The organism is Sphingomonas sp. HT-1, assembly GCF_048568905.1.
Taxonomy (GTDB): domain Bacteria; phylum Pseudomonadota; class Alphaproteobacteria; order Sphingomonadales; family Sphingomonadaceae; genus Sphingomonas.
The window spans coordinates 3,291,739-3,315,869 of record NZ_CP183770.1 but is presented as its reverse complement, the minus strand read 5'-3'; the positions used below and the strand labels follow the sequence as shown (position 1 = coordinate 3,315,869).

20 protein-coding genes are annotated in these 24,131 nt (G+C 68.0%); 6 read left to right on the top strand and 14 right to left on the bottom strand.

Annotated elements, in window-relative coordinates; all coding sequences use genetic code 11:
* The first annotated feature begins 1 nt into the window (after position 1).
* Together ACNFJ7_RS15490 and ACNFJ7_RS15485 are read left to right on the top strand one after the other, a co-directional pair.
* The gene (locus tag ACNFJ7_RS15490) at positions 2 to 1,003 is read left to right on the top strand and encodes a threonine aldolase family protein (RefSeq protein WP_019370731.1); all 1,002 of its coding nucleotides are present in this window, start codon (positions 2 to 4) and stop codon (positions 1,001 to 1,003) included.
* Complete coding sequence (locus ACNFJ7_RS15485) at positions 1,000 to 1,917, top strand: DMT family transporter (RefSeq protein ID WP_019370730.1); 918 nt, start codon at positions 1,000 to 1,002, stop codon at positions 1,915 to 1,917. Before ACNFJ7_RS15490 ends, ACNFJ7_RS15485 begins: the two co-directional genes overlap by 4 nt.
* Here ACNFJ7_RS15485 and ACNFJ7_RS15480 read toward each other — a convergent pair.
* The 3 genes from ACNFJ7_RS15480 to ACNFJ7_RS15470 are packed head-to-tail and all read right to left on the bottom strand — an operon-like array spanning position 1,827 to position 5,945.
* Positions 1,827 to 2,600, bottom strand: coding sequence for an epimerase (locus ACNFJ7_RS15480; RefSeq protein WP_050990209.1), 774 nt, complete (start codon positions 2,598 to 2,600; stop codon positions 1,827 to 1,829). The two genes, ACNFJ7_RS15485 and ACNFJ7_RS15480, sit on opposite strands and share 91 nt — an antisense overlap.
* A 53-nt stretch (positions 2,601 to 2,653) precedes the next feature.
* Entirely contained in the window at positions 2,654 to 4,267 is a 1,614-nt protein-coding gene (locus ACNFJ7_RS15475) for a M20/M25/M40 family metallo-hydrolase (protein ID WP_019370728.1), read from the bottom strand.
* A gap of 25 nt (positions 4,268 to 4,292) precedes the next feature.
* Positions 4,293 to 5,945, bottom strand: coding sequence for a M28 family metallopeptidase (locus tag ACNFJ7_RS15470; protein ID WP_019370727.1), 1,653 nt, complete (start codon positions 5,943 to 5,945; stop codon positions 4,293 to 4,295).
* Between the two features lie 158 nt (positions 5,946 to 6,103).
* On the opposite strand from ACNFJ7_RS15470, the gene pepN reads away from it, so the two are divergent.
* The gene (gene pepN / locus ACNFJ7_RS15465) at positions 6,104 to 8,692 is read left to right on the top strand and encodes an aminopeptidase N (RefSeq protein ID WP_019370726.1); all 2,589 of its coding nucleotides are present in this window, start codon (positions 6,104 to 6,106) and stop codon (positions 8,690 to 8,692) included.
* A complete protein-coding gene (locus ACNFJ7_RS15460; protein WP_019370725.1) occupies positions 8,692 to 10,200 on the top strand; it encodes an ABC1 kinase family protein in 1,509 nt (502 codons plus the stop codon). The genes pepN and ACNFJ7_RS15460 overlap by 1 nt, the downstream gene beginning before the upstream one ends.
* A 45-nt stretch (positions 10,201 to 10,245) precedes the next feature.
* Here ACNFJ7_RS15460 and ACNFJ7_RS15455 read toward each other — a convergent pair whose 3' ends face one another.
* A complete protein-coding gene (locus ACNFJ7_RS15455) occupies positions 10,246 to 11,868 on the bottom strand; it encodes an alkaline phosphatase D family protein (protein ID WP_019370724.1) in 1,623 nt (540 codons plus the stop codon).
* A 270-nt stretch (positions 11,869 to 12,138) separates the two neighbouring features.
* Here ACNFJ7_RS15455 and ACNFJ7_RS15450 point away from each other — a divergent pair, with 270 nt between their 5' ends.
* Positions 12,139 to 13,686, top strand: coding sequence for an ArnT family glycosyltransferase (locus ACNFJ7_RS15450; protein ID WP_019370723.1), 1,548 nt, complete (start codon positions 12,139 to 12,141; stop codon positions 13,684 to 13,686).
* On the opposite strand, the gene ACNFJ7_RS15445 is transcribed toward ACNFJ7_RS15450, so the two are convergent.
* From ACNFJ7_RS15445 to ACNFJ7_RS15435, 3 genes are read right to left on the bottom strand one after another with little or no spacing between them, the layout of a single operon-like run.
* On the bottom strand, positions 13,623 to 14,822 hold the full coding sequence (locus tag ACNFJ7_RS15445) for a glycosyltransferase (RefSeq protein ID WP_019370722.1): 1,200 nt from the start codon (positions 14,820 to 14,822) through the stop codon (positions 13,623 to 13,625). The two genes, ACNFJ7_RS15450 and ACNFJ7_RS15445, sit on opposite strands and share 64 nt — an antisense overlap.
* Before the next feature lie 9 nt (positions 14,823 to 14,831).
* Complete coding sequence (locus tag ACNFJ7_RS15440; protein WP_019370721.1) at positions 14,832 to 15,353, bottom strand: DUF2141 domain-containing protein; 522 nt, start codon at positions 15,351 to 15,353, stop codon at positions 14,832 to 14,834.
* On the bottom strand, positions 15,350 to 16,276 hold the full coding sequence (locus ACNFJ7_RS15435) for a hypothetical protein (protein WP_019370720.1): 927 nt from the start codon (positions 16,274 to 16,276) through the stop codon (positions 15,350 to 15,352). The genes ACNFJ7_RS15440 and ACNFJ7_RS15435 overlap by 4 nt, the downstream gene beginning before the upstream one ends.
* Before the next feature lie 212 nt (positions 16,277 to 16,488).
* On the opposite strand from ACNFJ7_RS15435, the gene ACNFJ7_RS15430 reads away from it, so the two are divergent.
* On the top strand, positions 16,489 to 17,559 hold the full coding sequence (locus ACNFJ7_RS15430) for a glycosyltransferase (protein WP_019370719.1): 1,071 nt from the start codon (positions 16,489 to 16,491) through the stop codon (positions 17,557 to 17,559).
* Here ACNFJ7_RS15430 and ACNFJ7_RS15425 read toward each other — a convergent pair.
* From ACNFJ7_RS15425 to pyrE, 7 genes are all read right to left on the bottom strand, one after another.
* Positions 17,544 to 19,610 carry a TonB-dependent receptor gene (locus ACNFJ7_RS15425; protein ID WP_019370718.1) on the bottom strand — a complete coding sequence of 689 codons (2,067 nt, stop codon included), beginning with the start codon at positions 19,608 to 19,610 and terminating at the stop codon, positions 17,544 to 17,546. The genes ACNFJ7_RS15430 and ACNFJ7_RS15425 overlap by 16 nt on opposite strands.
* Positions 19,603 to 20,244 carry a maleylacetoacetate isomerase gene (maiA, locus tag ACNFJ7_RS15420; RefSeq protein ID WP_019370717.1) on the bottom strand — a complete coding sequence of 214 codons (642 nt, stop codon included), beginning with the start codon at positions 20,242 to 20,244 and terminating at the stop codon, positions 19,603 to 19,605. Before maiA ends, ACNFJ7_RS15425 begins: the two co-directional genes overlap by 8 nt.
* 4 nt (positions 20,245 to 20,248) lie before the next feature.
* Positions 20,249 to 21,346 carry an AI-2E family transporter gene (locus tag ACNFJ7_RS15415; protein WP_019370716.1) on the bottom strand — a complete coding sequence of 366 codons (1,098 nt, stop codon included), beginning with the start codon at positions 21,344 to 21,346 and terminating at the stop codon, positions 20,249 to 20,251.
* Complete coding sequence (gene lepB / locus ACNFJ7_RS15410; RefSeq protein ID WP_019370715.1) at positions 21,343 to 22,236, bottom strand: signal peptidase I; 894 nt, start codon at positions 22,234 to 22,236, stop codon at positions 21,343 to 21,345. Before lepB ends, ACNFJ7_RS15415 begins: the two co-directional genes overlap by 4 nt.
* Positions 22,233 to 22,646, bottom strand: coding sequence for a holo-ACP synthase (gene acpS, locus ACNFJ7_RS15405; RefSeq protein WP_019370714.1), 414 nt, complete (start codon positions 22,644 to 22,646; stop codon positions 22,233 to 22,235). The genes lepB and acpS overlap by 4 nt, the downstream gene beginning before the upstream one ends.
* A gap of 136 nt (positions 22,647 to 22,782) precedes the next feature.
* Positions 22,783 to 23,511 carry a pyridoxine 5'-phosphate synthase gene (locus ACNFJ7_RS15400; protein ID WP_019370713.1) on the bottom strand — a complete coding sequence of 243 codons (729 nt, stop codon included), beginning with the start codon at positions 23,509 to 23,511 and terminating at the stop codon, positions 22,783 to 22,785.
* Positions 23,508 to 24,092 (bottom strand): orotate phosphoribosyltransferase, encoded by a 585-nt coding sequence (gene pyrE / locus ACNFJ7_RS15395; RefSeq protein WP_026009343.1) that lies wholly within the window; start codon positions 24,090 to 24,092, stop codon positions 23,508 to 23,510. Before pyrE ends, ACNFJ7_RS15400 begins: the two co-directional genes overlap by 4 nt.
* Between the last annotated feature and the right edge of the window lie 39 nt (positions 24,093 to 24,131).

Below are 24,131 nucleotides of genomic sequence, written 5' to 3'. Positions count from 1 at the left end.
TATGCGCTTCTTTTCGGATAATGCCGCCGCCGTCTGCCCGCCCGTACTCCAGGCGCTGCTCGAGGCGAACAGGCTCGACACCGCCTATGACGGCGATGCGTGGTCGCAGCGGCTCGACGGCGCGTTCTCCGATCTGTTCGGCACCCAGGTCCGCGCGCTGTGGGTGCCCACCGGCACGGCGGCCAACTGCCTCGCACTGACCGCTCTCTGCCCGCCGCATGGCGGCATCGTCTGCCACCGCGATGCGCACATCAATTGCGACGAGGGCGGCGCCCCCGAATTCTACACGCACGGCGCCAAGCTGCTGACCGCCACCGGCCCCGGCGCCAAGCTGACGCCCGAGGCCATCCATGCGGTGGTCGATCCGATCCGCAACGACGTGCACCAGGTGCAGCCGCACGCGATCTCGATCACCAACGCCACCGAGTACGGCCTGGTCTACACGCCCGACGAGGTAGCCGCGATCGGCGATCTGGCGCGGGCCAGGAAGCTTGGCTTGCACATGGACGGCGCGCGCTTCGCCAACGCGGTCGCGCATCTCGGCTGCCATCCCGGCGACGTCACCTGGCGCGCCGGCGTCGACGCGCTGAGCTTCGGCTTCGTCAAGAACGGGGGTATGAGCGCCGAGGCGCTGGTGTTCTTCCGCCCCGAGCTGGCCGACGTGACGCTCTACCGCCGCAAGCGTGCCGGGCTGCTCTTCTCCAAGGGCCGCTACCTTGCCGCGCAGCTGCTGGCGATGCTGGAGAACGACCTGTGGCGCGCCAATGCCCGCGCCGCCAATGCCGGGGCACGCCTGCTGGCCGAGGCGGCGGGCGACCGGCTGGTGCACCCGGTGCAGGCCAACGAGGTATTCCTGAAAGCGAACCCGGCGGAAGCCGAAGCCTTGCGCGCGCTCGGCTTCGATTTCTACGATTGGGCCGAGGGCGAGGTCCGCCTCGTTACCAGTTGGGACCAGGCGGAGGACGCCATCCGGCCGCTCGCCGAGGCGATCGCCGCGCTGTGATCGGCGCCGACACCCCACGTTCCGCCCGGCTGACGGTCCTGATCCCGTTCCTGCTGGTCACCCTGATCTGGGGCTCGACCTGGCTCGTCATCAAGGATCAGCTGGCGGTGGTGCCGCCCAGCTGGTCGGTTAGCTATCGCTTCCTCGTCGCCGGTGCCGCGACGCTGGTCTGGGCCGCGATGCGCCGTGATCGGCTGTGGCTCGATGCGCGCGGGCTCACCTTCGCAGCATGCCTGGGGCTTGCTCAGTTCGTGCTCAACTTCAACTTCGTCTATCGCGCCGAAGCACACGTCACCTCGGGCGTGGTGGCGGTGGTCTATGCGTTGCTGCTGGTGCCGAACGCGATCCTCGCCCGCCTCTTCCTCGGCCAGAAGATGGGGCGGCAGCTGCTGTTCGGCTCGGCCGTGGCGATGGCGGGCGTTGCGCTGCTCTTCGTCCATGAAGCCCGCCTCAATCCGGTTGGGCCGCACGAAGCGCTGATCGGCATCGGCATCGCGCTTGCCGGCGTGCTCTCCGCCTCCGTCGCCAACGTGATGCAAGCGACCGGCACCGCGAAGGCCTATCCGATGGCGACCACGCTCGGCTGGGCGATGCTGATCGGCGCCGCTATCGATGCGGGTTTCGCACTCGCAACGGTCGGTCCGCCGGTGATCGAGACGCGGCCGGCCTATTTGCTCGGCATCCTCTATCTCGGCGTGATCGGCTCCTCGCTCACCTTCACCATCTATTTCCAGCTGATCCGCACCATCGGCCCGGCCAAGGCAGCCTATACCAGCGTGCTGATCCCGGTGATCGCGATGCTGCTGTCAACGCTGTTCGAAGGCTATCGCTGGTCGCTGCTGGCGCTGGGCGGCGGCGTGCTGGTGCTCGCCGGGCTGGTACTGGCCCTGAGGGCGCGCAGACCTAACCGGTAGTCGGGGTAGCGCGGCCGCCAGCCGAGCAGCCGCTTCGCCCGGCCGTTCGCCACCCGCCGGTTTTCGGCATAGAAGGCGCGCGAGGCGGCACTTAGTTCCACCCCGTCCGGTGGCAGTTCCGGCCCCGGATCGATCCCCAGCAGTTCGGCGGCATAGGCAAGCACATGGCTCTGCGGCGCAGGGTGATCGTCGGCAAGGTTGTAGAGGCCCGGCGGCCCATCGAACGCCGCCATCACCCCTGCAACCAAATCGTCGACATGCACCCGGCTGAATACCTGGCCTGGAAAGTTCACCCGCACCGCACCCGCCGCCATCCGCTCCAGTGCGGATCGTTCGGGCCCATAGATGCCGGGCAATCGGAACACACAGGCGCGCGGCAGCGCTGCCCAGGCCTGGTCCGCATCCATCCGCGTGCCGCGCCGCCCGCGCAAGGGCGCGCTCTCGTCCACCCAGCCCCCGCCGGTGTCGCCATAGACGCCGGTCGAGGAAAGATAGCCGAGCCAGGCCCCGCTCGCCGCCAGATCGCGGCCATAGGCCGCCAGCACCGGATCGCCCTCGCCTGGCGGGATGCTCGAGAGGATGTGAGTTGCCGTGGCGATCCGTGCGCGGGTGCTTTCCCGATCCCCGAAGGTAGCGCGGGTCACGGCCGTTGCGTCGCCGCCGGCTGCCGCAACCGCAGCCATCAGCCGCGAAGCGCTGTAGCCCGGGCCGAAGACGAGCAGGCGGACGGCCCTGCTCACGGCGCCTCCGCTCCGCCAAATGTCGTTCCGAAGAAGTCGCCCTTGTTCCAGCTCGGCCGCGCGGCTGCATTGGCCAGCGCGAGCGTGGTCCCCAGTGCGACGCGCTTGAACGTCGCCGCCGATTTCCAATCAAACGGCAAGTCGATCTGGTCCGATGGCTCGTGATAGTTGCGATCGAGGAACGCGCGCGCCGCTACCGCACCGGTGCCGCCGGGCCCGGTATCGATCGACACCGCCGGGACGCCGGCCTTGACGAAGCTGTAGTGATCCGATCGGACGAAGAACATTTCCTCCGGCGCCGGATCGGGCACCACTGCCAGCCCCTCGGCCCGGGCGGCCGCCGCCACCGCAGGGCCGATGCTCGAACGCTCGCCCCCGAGCACGACCAGGTCGACCAGCGGATAGGTGAGGATCGGCATATCCAGATTCACCGCCGCGACCACGGAACCCGCCGGCACCGTCGGGTGGTGGACGAAATAGTCCGAACCGATCAAACCCTTCTCCTCGGCGGTCAACGCCAGCACCACGATCGAACGCCGCGGCCGCTTGCTGCCTTCCTGAATCGCGCGCGCGACTTCGAGGATCATCGCCACGCCGGCGGCGTTGTCCATCGCGCCGTTGTAGATGGTATCGCCCTGCACCGCTTCGCCGATGCCGACATGATCGAGGTGAGCGGAGAGGACCAGATACTGCCCGCGCAGCGCCGGATCGCCGCCTTCGATCACGCCCACCACGTTGCGGCTTTCTCGCGTGGAGATGCGCGTCTTGCTTGCCACCGACAAATGGCCTGCGAGCGGGCCGGTCGGCATCCTGCCGCCGCGAGCATCAGCCGCCTGCACCTCCGCCCAACGCATCGCGGCGCCGTCGAACAGCTTGGCGGCACCCGCCTGGCTCACCTGCCCTACCACCGGCGCGCGTGGCGAGGGGCCGTTCGTCACCCCGTCGGGGCCCACCCAGGCGCTGCGCGCATAGGCATAGTAAGGCGCCATGCTCTCGACGCTGAAGTTGCGCCGCCGCGCTGCCGTTTCCAACACCAGCACCGCCTTGGCGCCGCGCGTAGCCGCCAGCCGCGCCTTCTGCCCGTCATCGTCGAAATGCGCGCGCACATCGGCCGGCAGGGCGGCGGGCGTACCCGCCAGGATCGCCACGATCTTGCCCCGCACGTCCAGGCCCGCATAATCGTCGCGCCCGGCGCCGGGATAGACGATGCCATAGCCCGCGAAGACGATCTCACCCTCCGCCTTGAAATCGGGCGCGGACGGCACCGGTTCGTTTACGAAGTCTTTGCCGAAGCTGAACGGCACTTCGCGCCCGCCCCGCCGCAACGTCCAGGTCGCCCGCTCCGCTGCGCGATAGGTCGCCAGCTTCACCGGCTGAAACCAGCTGCCGTTCGGCCCACCTGGCTTCAGCCCCATGGCCAGCATCCGCGCGGCGACATATTCGGCCGCTACCTCGAAGTCGCGGGTTCCGGCCTCGCGTCCGCGCAAAGGATCGGAAGCGAGGAACTGGATATGCGCCTTCAGCGCCGCCTGTTCCGGCGTCAGCGCCGCCTGCCGCGCCACCGCCGGGGCGGCGGCAAACAGCAGCAGCGCAAGCAATGGCCGGAACATGCCCATTCTCTTCCTTCCGGACCGGTTACTTGGCGCCGGGGCCCTCATAGGTGAGCCCGAAAAAGTCGCCCTTGTTCCACTGCGGCCGCTGGTCGCCATCGGCGATGGCGCGAGCGATGCGATAGTTCACATCGACGAAGCGCACGCCAGACCGCCAGTTGATCGCCGGCTGCTGATCGATCTGGTCGGAAGGCTGGTGATAATGGTTCTTCATGAAGTGATCGATCGCCGCACGGCCCGGCCCGCCTGCGCCGGGCCACAGGAACACCGAGGGCACGCCCTTGCGCACGAAATTGTAGTGATCGCTGCGCACGAAGATGTTCTCGCCGGGCAGCGGGTCATCGGACATCTTCACGCCGATCTCCCCCGCCGCCTTCTCCACGATCGGCCCCAGCGTCGAATGGTTGGCGCCGTACACCACGATATCCTCGAACGGATAGGTGATGATCGGCATGTCCAGGTTCACGTCGGCAACGATCGTGCCCTTGGTGGTGGGATTGTTGGCGAAATAGTCGGAGCCGACCAGCCCCTTCTCTTCCGCCGTGACCGCCAGGAACAGGATCGAGCGGCGCGGCTTGGCGGCTGCCGTCTTGAAGCGCTTGGCCTCTTCGATCAGCGATGCAATGCCGATCGCGTCGTCCAGCGCGCCGTTGTTGATCGTGTCGCCCTTCGCGTCCGGCTGACCGGTCCCGATATGATCGAGATGGGCGGAAAGCACCACGACTTCGCCAGCCAGCTTGGGATCGCTGCCCTCGATCATGCCCGCCACGTTGAAGCTGGGCAGCTTGGTCATCGCCGTCTTCGCCGCCACCGTGATGGTGCCCGGCAGCTGGAACGGCTTGAACGTCGCGCCATCGACGGCGGCCGCCTTGGCGATCGTCGCCCAGGGCGTCTTGGCGCCGGCGAACAGCTTCTCGGCACCGGCCATGCTCAGCATGCCCAGGCTCGGCGTGCCCGGCGCGGGGATATGGCCCGTGCCATCGGCATTGCCCCAGGTGATCCGCGCCCGCGTAGAGTAAGCAGCCAGCGTCGCAAACGGACGGGTCTTGGCGCTCAGCGGCGATTCGAGCGTGATCGTGCCGATCGCACCGCGCTTGCGGGCGATTTCGGCCTTGGCAGCGGGATTCTGGAAATGCGCGCCTTCCTCGCCCGGCAGGCTCGATGGGGCGCCGCCGAAATAGGCGACGATCTTGCCCTTCACGTCGACGCCCTTGTAGTCGTCGCGCCCCAGGCCGACGATGCCATAGCCGACGAACACCACCGGTGCCGTCAGGCTGTATTCCGGCTGCGACGGGTTGGCCGATGCGATGAAATCCTTGCCGGCGGTCAACGCGACCGGTGCGGACTTGGCCCGCTGGACCGCCATCGCGCCGATACCGTCGAGCTTGTAGCTGATCAGCGGCACCTTCTGCAGATAGCCGCCCTCGTCGCCTGCTGGCTTCAGCCCGGCGGCGTAGAATTGCGAAGCGACGTAATTGGCGGCGATGTCGAATTCAGGCGAGCCTGCCTCGCGGCCCTTCAGCGCATCGGATGCCAGGAACATTACATGGCTTTTCAGCGCCGCCTCTTCCGGCGGCAGCGGCGCGGTGAGCAGGGCGTTCCGCTCGGCGGTGGATTGGGCAAGGGCAGGCGACGCCGCGCACAGGAGAAGGGCAAGCGTCGCAGTCGATCGAAGCATCGGAATTCCCTGAAGGTCGTAACAATATTTCAAGCCTAGCAGCGCGGCGATGCCCGTCAATCGCCACGTGTGGCCGTGTTGCGCATGCTTTTGCCCAATCGGACAAATCGTCAGAATTTGAGTAGCAGGCAAGGCCGCTTCTCCTATATCGATCCCGTATGAGTGACGCCCGCATCGCCGCCGCAGCTCCCAAGGCCATTCGCCGCGAGGACTATCGTCAACCGGATTGGCTGGTGCCGGAAATCGCGCTCGATTTCGATCTCGATCCTGCCGCCACCCGCGTGCGTGCCGCGCTCCATGTCTCCCGCAACGGCACGCACGATCGTCCGCTGGTACTGAACGGGGACGGGCTGGGCGCTGTCGCCGTCAAGGTGGACGGCGTCGAAACCCAGGATTGGCGCATGGAGGGGCAGGATCTGGTGATCCCGCTCACCGGCGGCACGCATACGATCGAGACCGAAGTGGTGATCGCGCCGGAACGCAACACCCAGCTCCAGGGCCTCTACGCCTCGTCGGGCATGCTCTGCACCCAGTGCGAGGCCGAGGGTTTCCGCCGCATCACCTTCTTCCCCGATCGGCCGGATGTGCTCTCCAAGTACAAGGTCCGCATGGTGGCGGACAAGGCGCGCTTCCCGGTGCTGCTCGCCAACGGCGACCCGATCGCGCAGGGTGATGCGGAAGGTGGCCGCCACTGGGCGGAGTGGCACGATCCCTTCCCCAAGCCGAGCTATCTGTTCGCGCTGGTCGCGGGGGATCTCGTCGCCAACACCGGCACTTTCACGACCATGTCCGGCCGCGAAGTGCAGCTGGGCATCTATGTCCGCGCGCCCGACCTGCCCAAGACCGACCACGCCCTGCATGCCCTCAAGCTCAGCATGAAGTGGGACGAGGACGTCTATGGCCGCGAATATGATCTCGATGTGTTCAACATCGTCGCGGTGGACGATTTCAATTTCGGCGCGATGGAGAACAAGGGGCTGAACGTCTTCAACAGCCGCTACATCCTCGCCGACCCCGATACCGCCACCGACTGGGACTATGACGCGATCGCCGCCGTGGTCGCGCACGAATATTTCCACAACTGGTCGGGCAACCGCGTCACCTGCCGCGACTGGTTCCAGCTGAGCCTGAAGGAAGGCTTCACCGTCTTCCGCGACCAGAGCTTCTCGGCCGATCAGGGCTCGGCCGCGGTCAAGCGGATCGAGGACGTGCGCTCGCTTCGCGCCAGCCAGTTCCCCGAGGATGCCGGCCCGCTCGCCCACCCGGTGCGCCCGGACGAATATATCGAGATCTCGAACTTCTACACGGCAACCATCTACAACAAGGGCGCCGAGCTGATCCGGATGATGGCCACCATCCTCGGGCCCCAGAAATTCCGCGCCGCGACCGACCTCTATTTCGATCGCTTCGACGGCACCGCCGCCACCTGCGAGGATTTCGTGGCGAGCATGGAAGAGGCCGGCGGAGTCGATCTCGGCCAGTTCCGCCGCTGGTACAGCCAGGCCGGCACCCCGCGCGTCTCGGCCAACCTCGTCCAGGACGGCGCAACCACCCGGCTCGCGCTCGCCCAGACCGTGCCGCCGACGCCGGGCCAGCCGGTCAAGGAGCCAATGGTCCTCCCGCTCAAGATCCGTCTGTTCGGCGAGAAGAGCGGCGCGCCGCTGACCGACGAACAGCTGGTGCTGCTCGACAAGCCAGAGCAGGAATTGCGCTTCGAGAACCTGCCCGAGCGCGCGGTGCTCTCGATCAATCGCGGCTTCTCGGCACCCGTCATCGTCGACGCCAATCGCAGCGCCGCCGATCTCGCTTTCCTCTCGGCGCATGACGACGATCCCTTCGCCCGCTACGAGGCGATGCAGCAGCTGATGCTCGACACCCTTGTAGGTGCGGTGACCACCGGCAAGGGCGAGCATGGCGCGCTGATCGATGCCGTGCGCAACACGCTGACAGATCCGTCGCTCGACCGCGCCTTCATCGCCGAAGCGGTGCTGCTCCCCTCGGACAGCTTTATCGGCGACCAGATGGCGGTGGTGGACCCCGAGGCGATCTTCCGGGCCCGGGAAGCGCTGCGCGCCGATCTCGGCAACCTGCTCGAAGCCGAATGGCGCGCTGCCTATGAGGGCGCACGGGCCAATCGCTTCGAATATTCGCCGGCCGCCAAAGGCGCGCGCCGGCTGAAGAACGTGGCGCTCGGCTACATCGCGGCGAGCGGCGCGGCCGACGCCGCGGAGCTTGCCTATGCCCAGTTTGACGCGGCCGACAACATGACCGACCGTCAGGGCGGCCTCGCCACCCTGGTCAACGGCACGTCGCCGCTGCGGGAGAAGGCGATCGAAGCCTTCTACCAGCGCTATGCCGGCAACGCGCTGGTGCTGGACAAATGGTTCCAGACCCAGGCGCTCTCGTCGCGCGAGGATACGCTCGCCGCCGTCGAGAAGCTGGCCAAGCACCCCGACTTCACGCTGGCCAATCCGAACCGGGCACGTGCGCTGGTGGGCGCGTTCAGCATCAACCAGCGGGCGTTCCACGATCCTTCGGGTCGCGGCTATCGCTTCGTCGCGGACCAGCTCATCGCGCTCGACAAGCTCAACCCGCAGACCGCCGCCAAGCTGGTGCCGCCGCTCGGCCGCTGGAAGCGCTTCGACCCTGCCCGCGCCGCGAAGATGCGCGCAGAGCTGGAGCGGATCGTGGCAACACCGGGCCTCAGCAAGGACATGTTCGAGCAGGCCACCAAGTCGCTCGACTGATGCTACGGCTGCTCACCGCCACGGTGCGCGATTCCGCCCGCGTGCGGACCGTCGCGGCCGTGGCGGCGCGCTTCGGGCTGGGCGTGCTCCTGGAGAAGCTCGGCTTCACGGGCGAAGCGGATGCGGCCGATCCCGAAACCGGCGCATTGCCCCTGCCCCGCCGCACCCGGCTGGCGCTAGAAGCGCTCGGCCCTACCTATGTGAAGATCGGGCAGATCCTCGCGACGCGCGGCGACCTGCTGCCGCCCGACTGGATCGCCGAGCTGGAACTGCTCCAGAGCGCCGCGCCAACGCTGCCCTTCGAGGAAATCCGCAGCGAGGTGGAAGCGGCGCTGGGGGCGCAGCCCGAAAAAGCCTTTGCCTGGTTCGACCCGCAGCCGCTGGCCGCCGCCTCGATGGCGCAGGTCCATCGCGCCCGGCTGACGGACGGCCGCGAGGTGGTGCTGAAGGTTCGCCGCCCAGGCATCCGCGCCGCGATGGAGGCGGACCTTCGGCTGATCGGCGAACTGGCCGCGCTGGTCTCCCGGAGCAGCGCGGAGGCGCGGCGCTTCGAGCCCGTCGCACTAGCGCGGCAGTTGCGCCAGGCGCTGCTGGAAGAACTCGATTTCACGAACGAAGGGCGCAACGCCGATCTGCTTCGCGCCGACATGGCGGACAACCGCCGCGTCGTGGTGCCCGAGATCCACTGGCAATGGACGTCCGAGACGCTGCTGGTGATGGACTATATCGCCGGCGTGAAGCCTGTCTCCGGCGAGAACTTGCGCACCGCCGGCATCGATCCCGAAGCGATCGCCGAGTTGGGCGCCGACACCGTCATCGCGATGGTGCTGGTCAACGGCCGCTTCCATGCCGATCCGCACCCCGGCAACCTGCTCTGCCTGCCCGGCGACAAGCTGGCGCTGCTCGATCTCGGCTCGATCGGTCATCTCGGTCCCAAGCGCCGCGACGAGTTCATCGCTTTCGTGCTGGCGCTCACCAACGGGAATGCGCGCGCACTCGCCGACACACTGGCGCTGTGGAGCGAGGGCCATGCCGTCCCCCGCCGCACGATCGACCGCGCCGCCGAGGCGATCGTTCAGCGCCATGGCGGCGGCAAGCTCGTCCTATCGGCGTTGATGCCTGATTTCCTCCGGCTGTTGCGCGAAGAGGGATTGGTGCTGCCGCCAGACCTGCTGCTGGTGTTCAAGGCGATGGTGACGCTCGACGGCGTGCTCGCCCGCATCGCGCCGGGCTTCGACCTGTCGGGTTCGATCGGTCGGGCGCAAGTCGCACTGCTGGCGAACCGCTTCGGCCCGGCGCGGATGGCGGCAAGTTCGGCGGCGCTGGCGCTGGCGCTGGCCGAGTTGGGGGAGGATGCGCCTCGCCTGCTGCGCGCGGCGGCTGCGCGGCTGGAGGCCCCGGTGGCGGATACCGGCACGGCGGCTGCGATCACCAAGGCCGGCGGCTGGATCGCGGCCGCGCTGGTAGGGAGCGCGACGCTTATCGCCGCCGCGCTCGGGCTGGGGTGAATAGAGTGTTTCCTCCCCCGCCAGGGGGAGGAAACACTCTCTCTTTCACGCCATCACATTCCGCCCGCGCCGCACCGTGGCGCTGTGCCCGATGCTTGCCTTCAGGCTGCGCTCCGTCACGGTTTCCACGAACACCCAGTCGTTACGCGCCTGTTCGGGCGTAAGCGTCAGCGCCATGTACCCGCGTCGGCTGGTGTCGCACCATTTCAGCTCGGGATTGGCCTTCACCAGCGCGGTCGCGACGATTTTCGGATCGGTCTTGATGGCGCTCTCGAACCCCGGCGACGTCACCGCATGGCCGGCGAACTCGACCCCGGCGGGCTTGCCCCCCTGGCCCAGGTCGAACGCCCAGGCATTGTGACTGTCGCCGCACACCACCAGCAGGTTCGCGCCCATGTTCTGCGACGATGCCAGGAACCGCGCCCGCGCCGCCGGATAGCCGCCCCAATTGTCGAAATTCATCGGCAGCCCCAGCTTGCCAGCCATCACGCCCGCCTGCACATAGGCCTTGGCGCGTGGATTGGCATCGGGGGCCAGCCAGCCCAGCGCCTCGGCGGGGGTGACCGTGTTGCCCATGATCGTCCCGAAGCCGACCACCTGCCAGCGCTGCCCGGCCTTTACCGAGCGGCGCATCGCATGGTCCAGCCACACTTCCTGCTCGCTGCCCAGCATCGTCGCAGCTGCATCGCGCCAGGGCCCGTCGCGGAACGCGGCGAGCGCCTTGGCCGGGTCGGCTTGCTTGAACAGCGGCGCCACATCGGGCTGCTCGGTGCGCGCCAGCAACCGGCTTTCGGTACGAAAGAAAGTCGCCAGCGTGCCGATGTCGTAGCTGCCCCAAGGCGTTTCTGAAACCGGCATCCATTCGCGGAACACCTGCATCGCCGCCGCCTTGCGCGCGCTCCAGTCGCCTTCGCTGTCCGGCTGGTGGTTTTCCGCGCCGCCCTCCCAGCTGTCGTTCGCGCTCTCATGGTCGTCCCACTGCACGAGCATCGGCTTGGCGGCATGCAGCGCCTGCAGGTCGGGATCGGCGCGGTAGCTTGCATAGCGCAGGCGATAGTCCGCCAGGTGAATCATCTCGCCCACCGGTTCGGGCAGCCGGCCGCCCACCGGTCCGCCGGCTGGGGCATAGCCGCCCTGCTTATATTCGTAGAGATAGTCGCCCAGATGGATCCACAGGTCGATATCGTCGCGCGCTGCGGCATGGCCATAGGCGTTGAAATAGCCGAACGGCAGGTTCGAGCAGGAGAAGATCGCGATGCCGAAGCGGCTGGCATCGCCCAGCGGCAATGTCTTGGTGCGCCCCACCGGCGAGAAGCTGCCATCCGGCGCCACGAAGCGATAGAAATAGCGCGTGTCCGGCGAGAGGCCGGCCAGCGTCACCTTGGCGGTATGGTCGCGCCACGGGCCGGTGATCTGCTCGCCCTCGGCAACGATGCGGCTGAAATCGGCGCTGGTGGCGATCTGCGCGCGCAGCTTCACCGCGCCGCGATCGGCGGGAACGTAGCGCGTCCACAGCAGCATTGTGTCGGCACCCGGCTCGCCGCTGGCAACCGAATGGGTGAAGCCGCGCGCGGTGGCCTGCGCCAGCACGACGCCGGGCAGCGCCAGCGCGCTTATCCCCAAGGTGCCGCCAAGCAGCAGCGATCGACGGTCGAGGCGAAGAGTCATGGTTCAGGCGTCCCGTGGTGGTGATGCGGCGCTGCTTGCAGCGGCTTGGTTTCGTGTTCGTGACAGCGGACGAAAGCTGGGCTAGGCCACCCGCCGAATCGGAATGTCGGGGCACATCAACAGGGGAACGCAATCTGCCGGCCGGGCGACCGCCGGTGGTACGGAGACCATGACGCGCGTGACCTTTCCCATGCTCGATCTCGCCGCGACGCGCCCACAGCCGCGCCGCCACGCCGTCGCACGCTACTGTTCCTTCCGGTGCCCCCGCTGATGGCCACGCGGATTCTGCCGATCACGCTGGGAGATAGCCGTTCGAGTCTAGGTGCCACCGTCGCCGCGCTGCCGCGCTGGCTGGTGCTGCTGCTCGCCGCCATCGCGGTGCGCGCCGTCACCTTCGGCAACCCGCTGGTGCATGTCGACGAGCAATTCTACTGGGTCACTGCCCAGCGGATGCTGCAGGGCGCGCTGCCCTTCGTTGACATTTGGGATCGCAAGCCAGTCGGCCTGTTCCTGCTTTACGCCCCCGCCGCCGCGCTGGGCGCGCCCTGGGGCATCCTCGCCTATCAGCTGATGGCGCTCGCCTCCGTCGTCGCCACGGCGGCGATGATCGCGCGAATCGCCGATCGTGTCGGCTGGAGAGTGGGCGCGTTGCCGGCGGCGCTGCTCTACATCTTCGCGCTCAACCTCGCCGATGGCCAGGGCGGGCAGGCACCGGTCTTCTACAATCTGCTCACCGTTTGCGCGGTCGCGCTGCTGCTTCCGCGTGCGGAGGATCGCAGCGCGGATCGCGCCCGGATAGGTCGCGGGCTGGCGGCGATGCTGCTGATCGGCCTCGCCCTCCAGGTCAAATATTCGGTGGTGTTCGAAGGGCTGTTCCTCGGCCTGTGGCTGCTCCACCGCGAAGTGCGGCTCGGCGCCGGGGTCGTGCACGTCGTGCGGCGCGGCATCGCCTATGCCGGAACGGCCGCGCTCCCCACGCTCGTTGCCGCCGCCGTCTATGCTGCGCTCGGCCATTTCGATGCGTGGTTCTATGCCAATTTCGGCTCCATCCTCGATCGTCGCAGCGATCCGCTGATCGATCTGGTCGGCGCCTTTTTCGAAGTGATGGTGCCGCTCGCACCGCTGCTGACAGTCAGTTGGCTCGGCTGGCGCGACCTACGGCGATCCGGCGCGGTATCGGCACCGGCCGTACTGCTGCTCGGCTGGCTCGCCAGCGCGATGGTCGGGCTGATTGTCTTCGGCGCTTGGTTCCCGCATTACGCGCTGCCGGTAATGGTGCCGGGCAGCCTGTGCTGCGCAGCCTGGCTCTCGCTCGATCGCCGCGCGCCCCGCATCACCGCTCCGGTGCTGCTCGCGGTGGTCATGGTCGCCGGCATCGGACTGGTGGTTGCCGCGCAGGCGAAGCGCGGGAGGGCCGCCCAACTGGAGGCGATCGCCGACGCGATCGGCCATGGACCGGGCTGCATGTACGTCCATTCGGGCGATTCGATGGTCTATGGCTATACCGGCCGCTGCGCGACCAGCCGCTGGCTGTTCCCCAGCCATTTGTCGCGCGAACGCGAAAACGGCGCGCTCGGGGCTGATCAGATGGTCGAGGTCGACCGGATCTTCGCGCGCCCGCCCGCCATCGTGGTGATGCGATCGCCCTTCCGCGGCGAACGGCTGGCGGTGCGCGCGCAGGTAATGCGCCACCTGCAGCGGCTCGGCTACGCCGTGCGCGGCCGCTACATGCTCGGGCGGACGCCGATTTTCATTTATGCCGCGCCGGGCGTGGCGATCGGCGATCCGCCGCGGCGCGTCGCCAGCAACCGGGCATAATAATCCATCAGCGCGGCGGCATGGTCCTCGTCGCTGCGCACCCGTGCGGAAGCGACGCGCGCCGCCTGGCGCAGGATCACCTGGTCGCGCGCGAACAGCCGGCGGATCGCATCGGCCGCCGACAGCGTATCGCGCGCGGCATAGGTTTCCGCGAACAGCGGATCGGCGATTTCGGCGAAGCCGCCCTCGTCCGGCCCGATCAGCGGCAGGCCGGATGCCAGCGCCTCCGATGCGACCAGCCCGAACGGCTCGGCATCCGATCCGTGGATCAGCGCATCGCAGCTCGCCATGATCCGCGACAGGCGCAGCCGGTCATACACCGGGCGGAAGATGCGGATGTGCGGGCTGCCGGCGATCAGCGCCTCCAGCTGCTTGCGCTGCGGCCCGTCGCCCAGCAGCATCAGCCCCACCGGCAGATCGTTGGCGGCCGCCTCCACCGCGTCGATCACCAGCGGCCAGCGCTTTTCCTTGTGGTGCCGTCCCAGCCCGAGCAGCAGATGCCCTTCGGGCGGCAGCCCCAGCTGCGCCAGCATCGATGCGCGCAGCTTCTCGTCGCGCAGATCGGGGGAGAACCAGTCGCGTTCGATGCCCAGCGGCACCGAGGCGTCGACGCGCAGGCCGCGCCGGCGAAACCGCTTGGCCAGCGCCGGCCCGTTGGTCACGAATGCATCATAATGCGCCAGGAAGCGCTCCATATAGCGCGTGTACCAGGCGAAGGCGTGCTCCACCTGGTGCGGCGTCGCGACGCTGTCCAGCCAGCGCTGCGGATAGGTGCCGACCAGGTCGCCATGCGCGAAATAGACCTTGAGCGCATCGCCCTTCCACCGCGCCACCGTCCAGGCCGGCAGCCAGGGCGAGCTGTTCTCGACGATGTCCGGCGCCAGCCGATCCAGCGCCGCCCAGACGGGCTCGTCCTTTACGAAGATGCGATAGTTGCGATCCAGCAGCAGCAACGGCGCCTTGACCCAGTGGATCGCGCCGCCGCCGGGGCGTTCCTCCACCCAGTCTTCCGCGCCGGGCGCGATCACGGTCAGTTCATGGCCCAGATCGGCCAGGATCCCCATCTTGCGATCCAGATAGGTGCGAACACCCCCGCCGGTCGGCGAATAGAATTCGTTGACGTCGACGATGCGCATCGCGATCCCTTAGTCCAGCGGCCCGAATCCTCCTAGCCCGCGCAGATATTGTGCCCGAATGTTTACGCGGGTCACTCCGTTCCCCACCTCGATCGTCGCCTGCCGCACCTTCGGCCGGCTGCGGCCCAACCGCTGGTTGGAAACGAACCCGGCGCCGTCGGACCAGAAGTTGAACTTGTTCTTGCCATCGCGATCATGGGTGAACAGCAGGGCATAGCGCCCGGGAGCAGGTGCCCGGATGCACAGCGTCACGCCGCCCGAAGGTGGTGTGTTGGCCCAGACCCGGCGAAAGGTCTTGCCCTCGCGCACCAGATCGTGATCGTCCTTCAGGAAATCGTCCTCGGTGGCGGGATAGAGTTCCAGCTTCAGCCGGCCGTTGCGGTCCTTCAGCCCGATCACCGTCACTTCGATCGCGGGCCCCCGCCCGCTGGTGCAGGCGGCCGCATCCTCGCCCAGAACCTGGGCATGGGCAGCGCTCGAAACGCTCGACAGGGCGATCGCAGCCGCGGCGAACAGGGCGGTGCGGGTCATGCTTCTTTCCTCTTCAGCAGGGCATGCACGCCGAATCCCACGATCAGGATGATGTGTGCGACCAGCGACAGGCCGGCGATCAGCGCCATCAGCTCCGACAGCGCTTCGCCCTGCCCGATGATCATGATCGCGAAACTTGCGAACAGCAGTTCCTTGTTGGGCACCAGCGGCAAGCGCCAAGCGAGCAGGCGTCCGGCCGACAGCAGTAGCCAGATTCCGACCGAAACCTGCGGCATGGCGAAGTGCCAGGCAAAGGCGATCAGCACCGAACTGCTCACGATGCGCAGGCAATGAATGCCGAACACCCACCACAGCTGGCCACGCGGCAGCGAGAAGACGCGCTTGGAAAAGATCAGGAAGGGCAGCGACATCGCGAAGATCACCGCGATCGACCCCATCAGCGTATTGAATTCGGCCGGCTTCAGCAGGTCGATGCCGAACGGCAGCGCCAGCGCCACCACCGCCAGCGTCATCGCGTTGCCGGCGATGGCGGAGAGGATCGTCACGTCCTTCACCGCGCCGAACGGCGCCGCCACCATCTGCGTGCGTTGCCGCGCCCAGGCGTAGAAATAGGCCTCGCCCGAATAGCCGAGCAGCACTTCGTTCGCGATCCGCTTCTTGTGCAGCGCGATCATCCCGTCGATCGGAATGCGCCACAGCCGGCGGAAGATCACATAATCGAACGTCGGCGACGCGAGATAATAGAGCAGGAAAACCAGGTAGAAGAGCGGGTTGCTTGGCAGTGCGCGCGCCAGCCCGGTCAGCCCGCCCGAAAGCAGCTCGCGGCCAAGCCCCGCCACCATCAGCAGCGTCAGCGCGCCGCCCAGCCACATCGGCCAGCGACGCTTGATCTTCTCTACGGGTTCCAGGCCCGCAAGGTCGGCAGCCCCGGGAACGGTGGCCTCGACAACGCTTGTATTCAACGAAGCCTCCCGGGCCTGTCTGTTCGAACCATTCAACTGTGCCACCGACAAGACCGAAACATTTTTGATGCATTCCGCGTTTCGGCGTCCCACCGGGGTTCTGCGCCTTGCGCGGCACCGGCCAATGTCACCACATTGCGGTTTATTCCGGCAGCGATTTGGGCTTTAGAAAGGCAATCCGCAAGTAGATGCTGTACCGCGCCCCCCCTCCGATGCCGCTGCATATCCTCTCGTTCGCAGAGACGCTACAAGGCGGCGGCGTCGAACGCGCGCTGCTGCGCATGGCGGCGGGCTGGGTGGAACGCGGGCACAGCGTCACGCTTGTCCTCGGCTCCTGCGAGGGGCCGCTCGCGGCCGAGGTGCCGGCGGGCGTCACCATCGTGGAGCTCGGCAGCCGCCGCTATCCCATTCTCATCCGCCTGGCCGGCGTGATCCGACGCGTCGAACCGGACATCGTCTTCTGTCCCGGTAATTACTATACCGCGATCTCGGCGATCACCCGACTGCTGCTCGGCCGCCGCACCCCGCCGGTCGTAGCGAAGGTGTCCAACGCGCTTGTCCGTCCCGAAATGGCGCGGATCTTCGCCTGGGGGTACCGCCGATGGCTGCGGATGCACCCGGCGTTCCTGGATCATGTCGTGGCGATGACCCCGGCGATGGCGGAAGAGGCGATCGCGGAAATGGCGATGCCGCGCGGGCGGGTCAGCGTGATCGCAAACCCGCCGGCCGAAGCGATCCCCGATGCCGCTCCGCCGCCCTTGCCGGATGGGCGCTACATCGTCGGCGTCGGGCGGCTGGAGCCGCAGAAGCGCTGGGATCGGCTGATCGCGGCGCTGCCGCGGCTGGCGGATTCCTCGGTCAAGCTGTTGCTGCTCGGCGAAGGCACCGCCCGTACCGCGCTGGCGGCACAGGTGGCGCAGCTGGGCCTGGGCGCCCGCGTGCTGATGCCCGGCCATGTCAGCGATCCGCTGCCTGCGCTGAAGGGCGCCACGGTGGCGGCGCTCACCTCCGATTTCGAAGGTGTGCCCGGCGTCATCCGGGAGGCGCTGTCGCAGGGAACGCCGGTGGTCGCCACCGAAGCCAGCGTCGCCGTGCGCGAGATCATCGACGCGCCCGAACTCGGCACCGTGGTGTCGCGCGAGGATGGCGATGCGCTGGTCGCGGCGCTCGATCATTGGCTGACCCCCGGCCGCGCCCGCCCCGCGCCGCGCACCGATGCGGGCGATCCGATCGGCGACTATCTGGCGCTGTTCAGCCGCCTCGCCGGTCAGCGCATTGCATAACGCAGGCCGATCCACAGCGTGCGCGGGGTCGCACGCTCGATCACCCCGCCGCCGCTGATCGCCGCCTGCACCTCGGCATCGAACAGATTTTCCGCCCGCGCCTCGGCGCGCAGCGCGCCGGTGATCGGCAGCCCCAGCGTCGCATCGGCGGTCCAGGCCGCGTCCAGCCGGGCGCTGTTCTGGTCGTCCTCGAATCGCGCGCCGGCATAGCGCAGCGTCAGGGACGCGTTCGCCGCCGCCGCCCGCCAGGCAAGCGTGCCCGATCCCTGGAAGCGCGGCGTCTGCGCCGGCCGCAGCCCGTCCAGCGACGCCGCCGCGCCCGAAGCCGCCACCCTGCTGTCGGCATAGGCCCAGGATCCGGCAAGGCTCCACGCTCCCAGCGTCCAGCGCCCGTCCAGCTCGATGCCCCGCGCCTCCACCGCGTCCAGATTCTGCCGCATGCGATAGGCCCCGGCCGCCGAGACGAATCCTACGCCAGGGAAACTGCCCGGTCCGCGCGCCAGCGTCACATTGGCGATCGCCCCGTCCAGCCGGTTCCAATAGCCGGTCGCCCGCAGCACCAGATCGGCTGTCGGGCGCAGATCGATTCCCACTTCCCCGCCCCAGAGCCGTTCGGGGTCCAGCCCCGCATTGGCGGCGGTGGCATCCGCCCCCGCGCGGAACGGGCGATAAAGTTCGTTGAGCGTCGGCAGCCGCCAGCCGCGATAGCCCGCCGCGCGCAGGCTTGCCGCCCCGAACGCATACGCCGCACCCAGCCGCCCGGTCGGCTCCCAGCCGCGGCGGTTTGCGAAGCTTGTGTCGGTGATCGCCGGCCCGCCCGCGAGCGCCCGCTCGACCAGGCTGCCGTCGGCGATCGTCCAATGGTCCAGCCGCCCGCCCGCATCGAGCGTCCAGCCGCCGGCCGCATAGCTGGCATTGGCGAAGCCGCCCGCCGTCAGGCTGGCGCCACCCGCCGTCCGCCGCCGGGTCGGGCTGGCGCCGACAAAGGTATAGAGCTCACGCGTCTCGCCGGAAACGCGCCGCAGATCGGCCCCCAGCCGCAACGTCACGCCGCCCCCCACCGGCGGCGCGACGTCGATCCGCCCGCCCAGGCCGGTCGAAGGCACATGCTGCTGCACCACCGGGCTAACCGCGTCGCGCGCCGCGGCGATGCTGGCGAACCCGCTGTCGAACTCCCGCACCTGCAGATAGGCGAGCGCCGACCAGCCCCATTCGCCGCGCTGCGCATCGCCGCGCCGCACCAGCCGCACACTGGCATCGGCGCCCTTGCTCAGCACGTCGGTGAAGTCGGTGCCGCGATCGCGCTGGTCGGTGAAGCCGGAAAGATTGGTCTGCAATTCGGTGCCGCCGCCCAGATCGGCAACGCCGCGCACCGCCAGACTCGCCTGTTCATAGGGCGCCGCGCGATCCACCGGCCCGGGGTTCACGATCGGCACGAACCCGTCGCTGCGGCCATATTGCCCGGCGATCGTGAGGAAGCCGCCGTTCACCGGCACTGCCGCCACCCCGCTCGCATCCACGCTGTCGCGGCTGCCATAGAAGGCGGCGAGGTTCAGCCGCCCCAATTCCGCCGGTCCGCCGCTTTCCAGTTCCACGGTCCCCGCCAGCGCGCCCGGCCCGGCAAAGCCGCTGCCGCCGCCGCGCGTCACCCGCACCGTCGCCAGCCGGCCCGGCATATAGGCCGGGAACGGCACCCATCCGCCGAACGGATCGGTCTGCGGCACGCCGTCCAGCAGCAGCAGCGCTCGGCTCGATGCATTGCCGCCCAGCCCGCGCAGGGTGATCCCCTGGCTGGTCGGGTGCGCCGAGGTCGAGGTCGATCGGCGAAACTGCGCCAGCCCGGCGACGTCCGCGAGCACGTCCTCGATGCGGTTGCTCGCGGTGTCCGCGAGCCTTGCGGCGTCGATCGTCACCACGGCATAGGCGGCGTCGCCCGGTGGCACGTCCAGCCCGCGGCCGGTGACGACGATCTCCGCCGGCGCCGCATCCTGCGCGACCGCAGGCAGCGCCGCGCACAGCGCCGCGACGGCGCATCCAATTTTTTCAAGCATTCGGCGCGACTCGATCCGGATGGGCGGCTGCAAAGGCAGGGTGCGCGACAGCAGCCGCCTCCGCCCGCAGCAACAGGGGATAGGCGTCCAGCGGCACTGCGAAGCGCCGGGCGTTGAACAGTTGGGGAATCAGGAAACAGTCGGAAATGTCAGGCGCGGCACCGCCAAGGAACGGACCCTCGGCGTCGGCAGTGCGCGCCATGGTCTCCAGCGCGGAGAACCCCTCGGCCATCCAGTGCGCGGTCCAGGCCGACCGCGCCTCAACACTGGCCCCCAGCTCCTGCTCCAGATATCGCATCACCCGCAGATTGTTGATCGGGTGCACATCCATCCCCACCACCATCGCGCGCGCCAGCGCCGCCGCGCGCGCTTGGGAGTCGGCGGGGATCAGCCGCGGCTCGGGATAGCGCGCGTCCAGCCAGTCGACGATCGCCAGGCTCTGGGTGAGCACCCGCCCCTCCACCTCCAGCGCCGGCACCAGCCCCTGCGGATTCCGCGCCAGATGCTCGGGGCTGCGCTGCGCATTCTCCAGCAGCGGCACCTCGCGGCGCACATAGTCCACGCCCTTCAGGTTCAGCGCGATCCGCACCCGATACCCCGCCGAGGAGCGGAAATAATCGTGCAGCACCAGCATCTGCTCAGCCCTCGCCGGAGTCGCCGTCGCCCTTGGGCTTCTTGCCGTTCTGGCGCGCATTGCTCTCCAGCGCGACCTTGATCATCGCCACCATCGGATCGGCCAGCGCCAGCCCCAATATGCCGAACAGCGTGCTCGCCAGGATCTGCGAGGAAAGGGTCAGCGCCGGCGGCAGGTCCACGGTGCGCTTGGCGACCATCGGGATCACCACATAGCCGTCGAAATTCTGCACGCCGAAATAGATGATCAGCGCCCAGATGCCGGTATCGGTCCCCGCGCTGAAGCCCACCGCCACCATCAGCACGCCCGAAATGATCGCGCCCACATTGGGGATGAACGCCAGCACGCCGGTGATGATGCCCAGCAGCAGCGCCATCGGCACCCCGGCCACGCTCAGCAAAATCCAGGTCAGCACGCCTTCGAACGCCATGCCGAGCAGGCGCCCGGCCAGCAGCCGCCGCATCGTCGTCGCCATGCCGCCCAGCATCTGGGCAAAGGCGTGGCGCTGATCCAGCGGCACCATCCATTGCAGCCCACGCTCGTAGATGCGCGGGTCCAGCGCCACGAACAGGCCGATGATCAGGATCATCACCATGCTCGTCACCGCGCCGATCGCGGTACCCACGGCGGAGGTGAGACGGCCCACCGATCCCAGCGCCTGGCGCACCATCCCGCTGATGTCCGATCGGCCGGGCATCAGCCCCATGTCCGATGCCCATTTGGCGATGCGGTTGGCCTGGGCCTCCAGCGTGCTGCGCAGCTGCTCGGCCTGGTCGGCGATCTGCATGCCGGTGCGGTAGAAGACGAGACCGAAGAACGCGAACACCAGCAGCAACACGATCGCAATGCGCAGGCCGCGCGGAATCGGCAGCACCTTGCCCAGCAGACGTGCGCCGCCGTCCAGCATCGATGCGAATACCAGCCCGCCGAAGATGATCAGCAGCGGCTGTACCAGCAGCACGATGAGGGCGATCGCCACCGCCATGCCCAGCCACACCGCCGCCTTCTTGATCTCGGCGCGAATGGCGGGATCGCGAAACTCGTTGGGGCCGGGTTCGCGAACAACGCGAACGCGCGCCGATTCGAGCGGATCGTTGCTCATTTGCCCTCGCGGCTGGGGTGAAGCGTGATGCCGGTGCGCTCGCCACGGAACCCGTTGAACCAGGTCAGCGGATTCCAGGTCGAAGATCCGTCCCGGGAAAAGGTGATGAATTCTGCCCGCCCGCCAATATTCTCCCACGGCACCGGCCCGCCCAGGCCGTTCTGCTCCAGGGTGAAGCGGCTGTCGGCGCTGTTGTCGCGGTTATCGCCCATCAGGAACACATGGTCCTTCGGCACCGTCACCGGGCCATAATGATCGCCCGGCGAATCGCCCAGATCGGCGATGTCGTAGCTGGCGCCGCCCGGCAGCGTCTCGCGGTACAGCGTGAGGCTGCAATAGGGCCTGCCGTCATGAGTCACGCGGCGGCCGGCATAGAAGATCGAACCGCCGCGATCGGGATTGGGATCGCAGCGGGTATTGCCGTCGATCGGCACCAGCCGCTCGCCCAGCGCGACGCGCGGCACCGGCTTGCCGTTCAGCCACAGCTCGCCATCGCGCACCGCGATGGTATCGCCGGGCAGGCCGATCACGCGCTTGATGTAATCGGTGCGATGCTGCGGCGGCGTGACGATCACGATGTCGCCCCTGGCTGGCAGCGAACCGAACAGGCGACCCGGGATCGGCGGCAGCAGGTGGAAGGTCGGCGTCACGAACGAATAGCCATAGGGATATTTCGTCACGATCAGCTGATCGCCCACGCGCAGCGCCGGCAGCATCGATTCGGACGGGATGTAGAAAGGTTTGGCGATCAGGCTGTGGAACAGCAGCACGCCCAACACCAGCCACAGGATGCCGACAAGTTCGGCCCACCAGTCGGTGCCCTGGCTTACGGCACGCCGGCGTCGCTCGATCCGTTTGCTGCGCAACGTCAGCTCGTCCGCCCCCATCATGCTTCCCTTTTCGCCGGCACGGCCTCGATCATCACCATCGCGAACGCCCAGGGATGATCGTCCGTCAGCGTCAGGTGCACGCGCGCCACGTGTCCCGGCGGAGTCAGGGCGTCAAGCCGGGCTTTGGCCCCGCCCGTCAGCGCCAGGGTCGGCGCGCCGGACGGTGCGTTCACCACACCGATATCCTTCAGGAACACGCCGTGCTTGAACCCGGTTCCGACTGCCTTGGAAAATGCTTCCTTCGCCGCAAAGCGCTTGGCCAGCGTGGCGGCATAATTGTGCGGCCGCTTGGCGGCCTTGGCCAGTTCCAGCTCGGTGAATGCGCGCGCTTCGAAGCGCTTGCCGAAGCGATCAAGCGACTGCTGGATCCGCTCGATATTGCACAGGTCCGATCCCAGCCCGAGGATCATATTTCAAACCCTCTTCGGAGCGGGGCGCGGCGTGGTGGAGGGGGCTCTCCGCCAAGGCATCGCTGGTGAAGCCGCCCCTCCGCCACGCCTGGGGCGCGGTTCCCCTCCCCGTCCCGGAGAGGATTTGGAAAGAGCCTCACCGGGCCGAATCCATCAACTCGCGCATCCGGCGGATCACCGGCGCCAGGCCGTCGAAAATCGCCTCGCCGATCAGGAAGTGGCCGATATTTAGCTCCATTACCTGCGGGATCGCGGCGATCGGCACCACATTGTCGAAGGTAAGGCCATGGCCGGCATGCGGCTCGATGCCGTTGCGCGCCGCCAGCGCCGCGGCGTCGGACAGCCGCTTCAGCTCGACAGCGAGATCGTCGCCCTCCAGCTCGGCATAGCGGCCGGTGTGCAGCTCCACCACCGGCGCGCCGAGACGAATCGCCGCGTCGATCTGCCGCGCTTCGGGTTCGATGAACAGCGACACGCGGCTGCCATTGTCGCGCAGCCTGGCGATCATCGGCGCCAGCAGATCGAACATACCAGCGGCGTCCAGCCCGCCCTCGGTCGTCCGCTCCTCGCGCTTCTCGGGCACGATGCACACGGCGTGCGGGCGATGCTTCAGCGCGATCGCCAGCATCTCCTCGGTCGCCGCCATTTCCAGATTGAGCGGCACGGTCAGCTCGGTCGAGAGCCGCGCGATGTCGGCATCGGTGATGTGCCGGCGATCCTCGCGCAGATGCGCGGTGATTCCGTCCGCCCCGGCTTCCGCTGCAAGGAGCGCCGCGCGCACCGGATCGGGATAGCCGCTGCCGCGCGCATTCCGGACCGTGGCGACATGGTCGATATTGACGCCGAGGCGGAGCTTGCCGGTCATGCCGGGATCGTCCTGCTCCCCGGCTTGGTTGCCGGGATCGCCGCGAGTTCTGGCGGCAGCTGATCGGCCGGATAGGCCGGCACGTCCAGCTTGGTCAGCGAGATCAGCGGCACGCCCACCTCCGCCTTGCCGTTCGAACGATCGACGATGCAGGCGGCCCCCACCAGCGTGCCCGGATGCTTCTGGATCGCGGCGATGCATTCGCGCGAGGAAAGTCCGGTCGTCACGATGTCTTCCACCATCACCACCCGTGCACCTTGGGGAATCTCGAAGCCGCGGCGCAGCTGGAATTCGCCGTCCTCGCGCTCGACAAACACTGCCTTGCAGCCCAGCGCACGCGCCGTCTCATAGCCCGGGATGATCCCGCCGATTGCGGGGGAAACGACGATGTCGACAGGGCCGAACGTCTCGCGAATCAGCTTGCCCAACGCGCCGCACACCCGCTCGGTGCGCGCCGGATCCTCGAAAATGCGCATCTTCTGGAGAAATACGGGAGAGCGCAAACCGGAAGACAGGATAAAATGCCCCTCAAGCAACGCACCCGCGTCGCGAAACTCGTCGAGGATGGCGTCTCCGGTCAATGTCTGCACTCCAAAGCAATCGATGGCCGCGATCCTTTA

Bases quoted from the DNA above. Each gene is read 5' to 3' on its own strand.
- ACNFJ7_RS15470 (WP_019370727.1), bottom strand. From the start codon at position 5,945: ATGCTTCGATCGACTGCGACGCTTGCCCTTCTCCTGTGCGCGGCGTCG.
- acpS (WP_019370714.1), bottom strand. From the start codon at position 22,646: ATGATCCTCGGGCTGGGATCGGACCTGTGCAATATCGAGCGGATCCAG.
- ACNFJ7_RS15445 (WP_019370722.1), bottom strand. From the start codon at position 14,822: ATGCGCATCGTCGACGTCAACGAATTCTATTCGCCGACCGGCGGGGGT.
- ACNFJ7_RS15480 (WP_050990209.1), bottom strand. From the start codon at position 2,600: ATGGCTGCGGTTGCGGCAGCCGGCGGCGACGCAACGGCCGTGACCCGC.
- pepN (WP_019370726.1), top strand. From the start codon at position 6,104: ATGAGTGACGCCCGCATCGCCGCCGCAGCTCCCAAGGCCATTCGCCGC.
- ACNFJ7_RS15415 (WP_019370716.1), bottom strand. From the start codon at position 21,346: ATGAGCAACGATCCGCTCGAATCGGCGCGCGTTCGCGTTGTTCGCGAA.
- ACNFJ7_RS15455 (WP_019370724.1), bottom strand. From the start codon at position 11,868: ATGACTCTTCGCCTCGACCGTCGATCGCTGCTGCTTGGCGGCACCTTG.
- ACNFJ7_RS15450 (WP_019370723.1), top strand. From the start codon at position 12,139: ATGGCCACGCGGATTCTGCCGATCACGCTGGGAGATAGCCGTTCGAGT.
- ACNFJ7_RS15430 (WP_019370719.1), top strand. From the start codon at position 16,489: ATGCCGCTGCATATCCTCTCGTTCGCAGAGACGCTACAAGGCGGCGGC.
- ACNFJ7_RS15490 (WP_019370731.1), top strand. From the start codon at position 2: ATGCGCTTCTTTTCGGATAATGCCGCCGCCGTCTGCCCGCCCGTACTC.
- ACNFJ7_RS15475 (WP_019370728.1), bottom strand. From the start codon at position 4,267: ATGTTCCGGCCATTGCTTGCGCTGCTGCTGTTTGCCGCCGCCCCGGCG.
- ACNFJ7_RS15400 (WP_019370713.1), bottom strand. From the start codon at position 23,511: ATGACCGGCAAGCTCCGCCTCGGCGTCAATATCGACCATGTCGCCACG.
- lepB (WP_019370715.1), bottom strand. From the start codon at position 22,236: ATGATGGGGGCGGACGAGCTGACGTTGCGCAGCAAACGGATCGAGCGA.
- maiA (WP_019370717.1), bottom strand. From the start codon at position 20,244: ATGCTGGTGCTGCACGATTATTTCCGCTCCTCGGCGGGGTATCGGGTG.
- ACNFJ7_RS15460 (WP_019370725.1), top strand. From the start codon at position 8,692: ATGCTACGGCTGCTCACCGCCACGGTGCGCGATTCCGCCCGCGTGCGG.
- ACNFJ7_RS15425 (WP_019370718.1), bottom strand. From the start codon at position 19,610: ATGCTTGAAAAAATTGGATGCGCCGTCGCGGCGCTGTGCGCGGCGCTG.
- ACNFJ7_RS15440 (WP_019370721.1), bottom strand. From the start codon at position 15,353: ATGACCCGCACCGCCCTGTTCGCCGCGGCTGCGATCGCCCTGTCGAGC.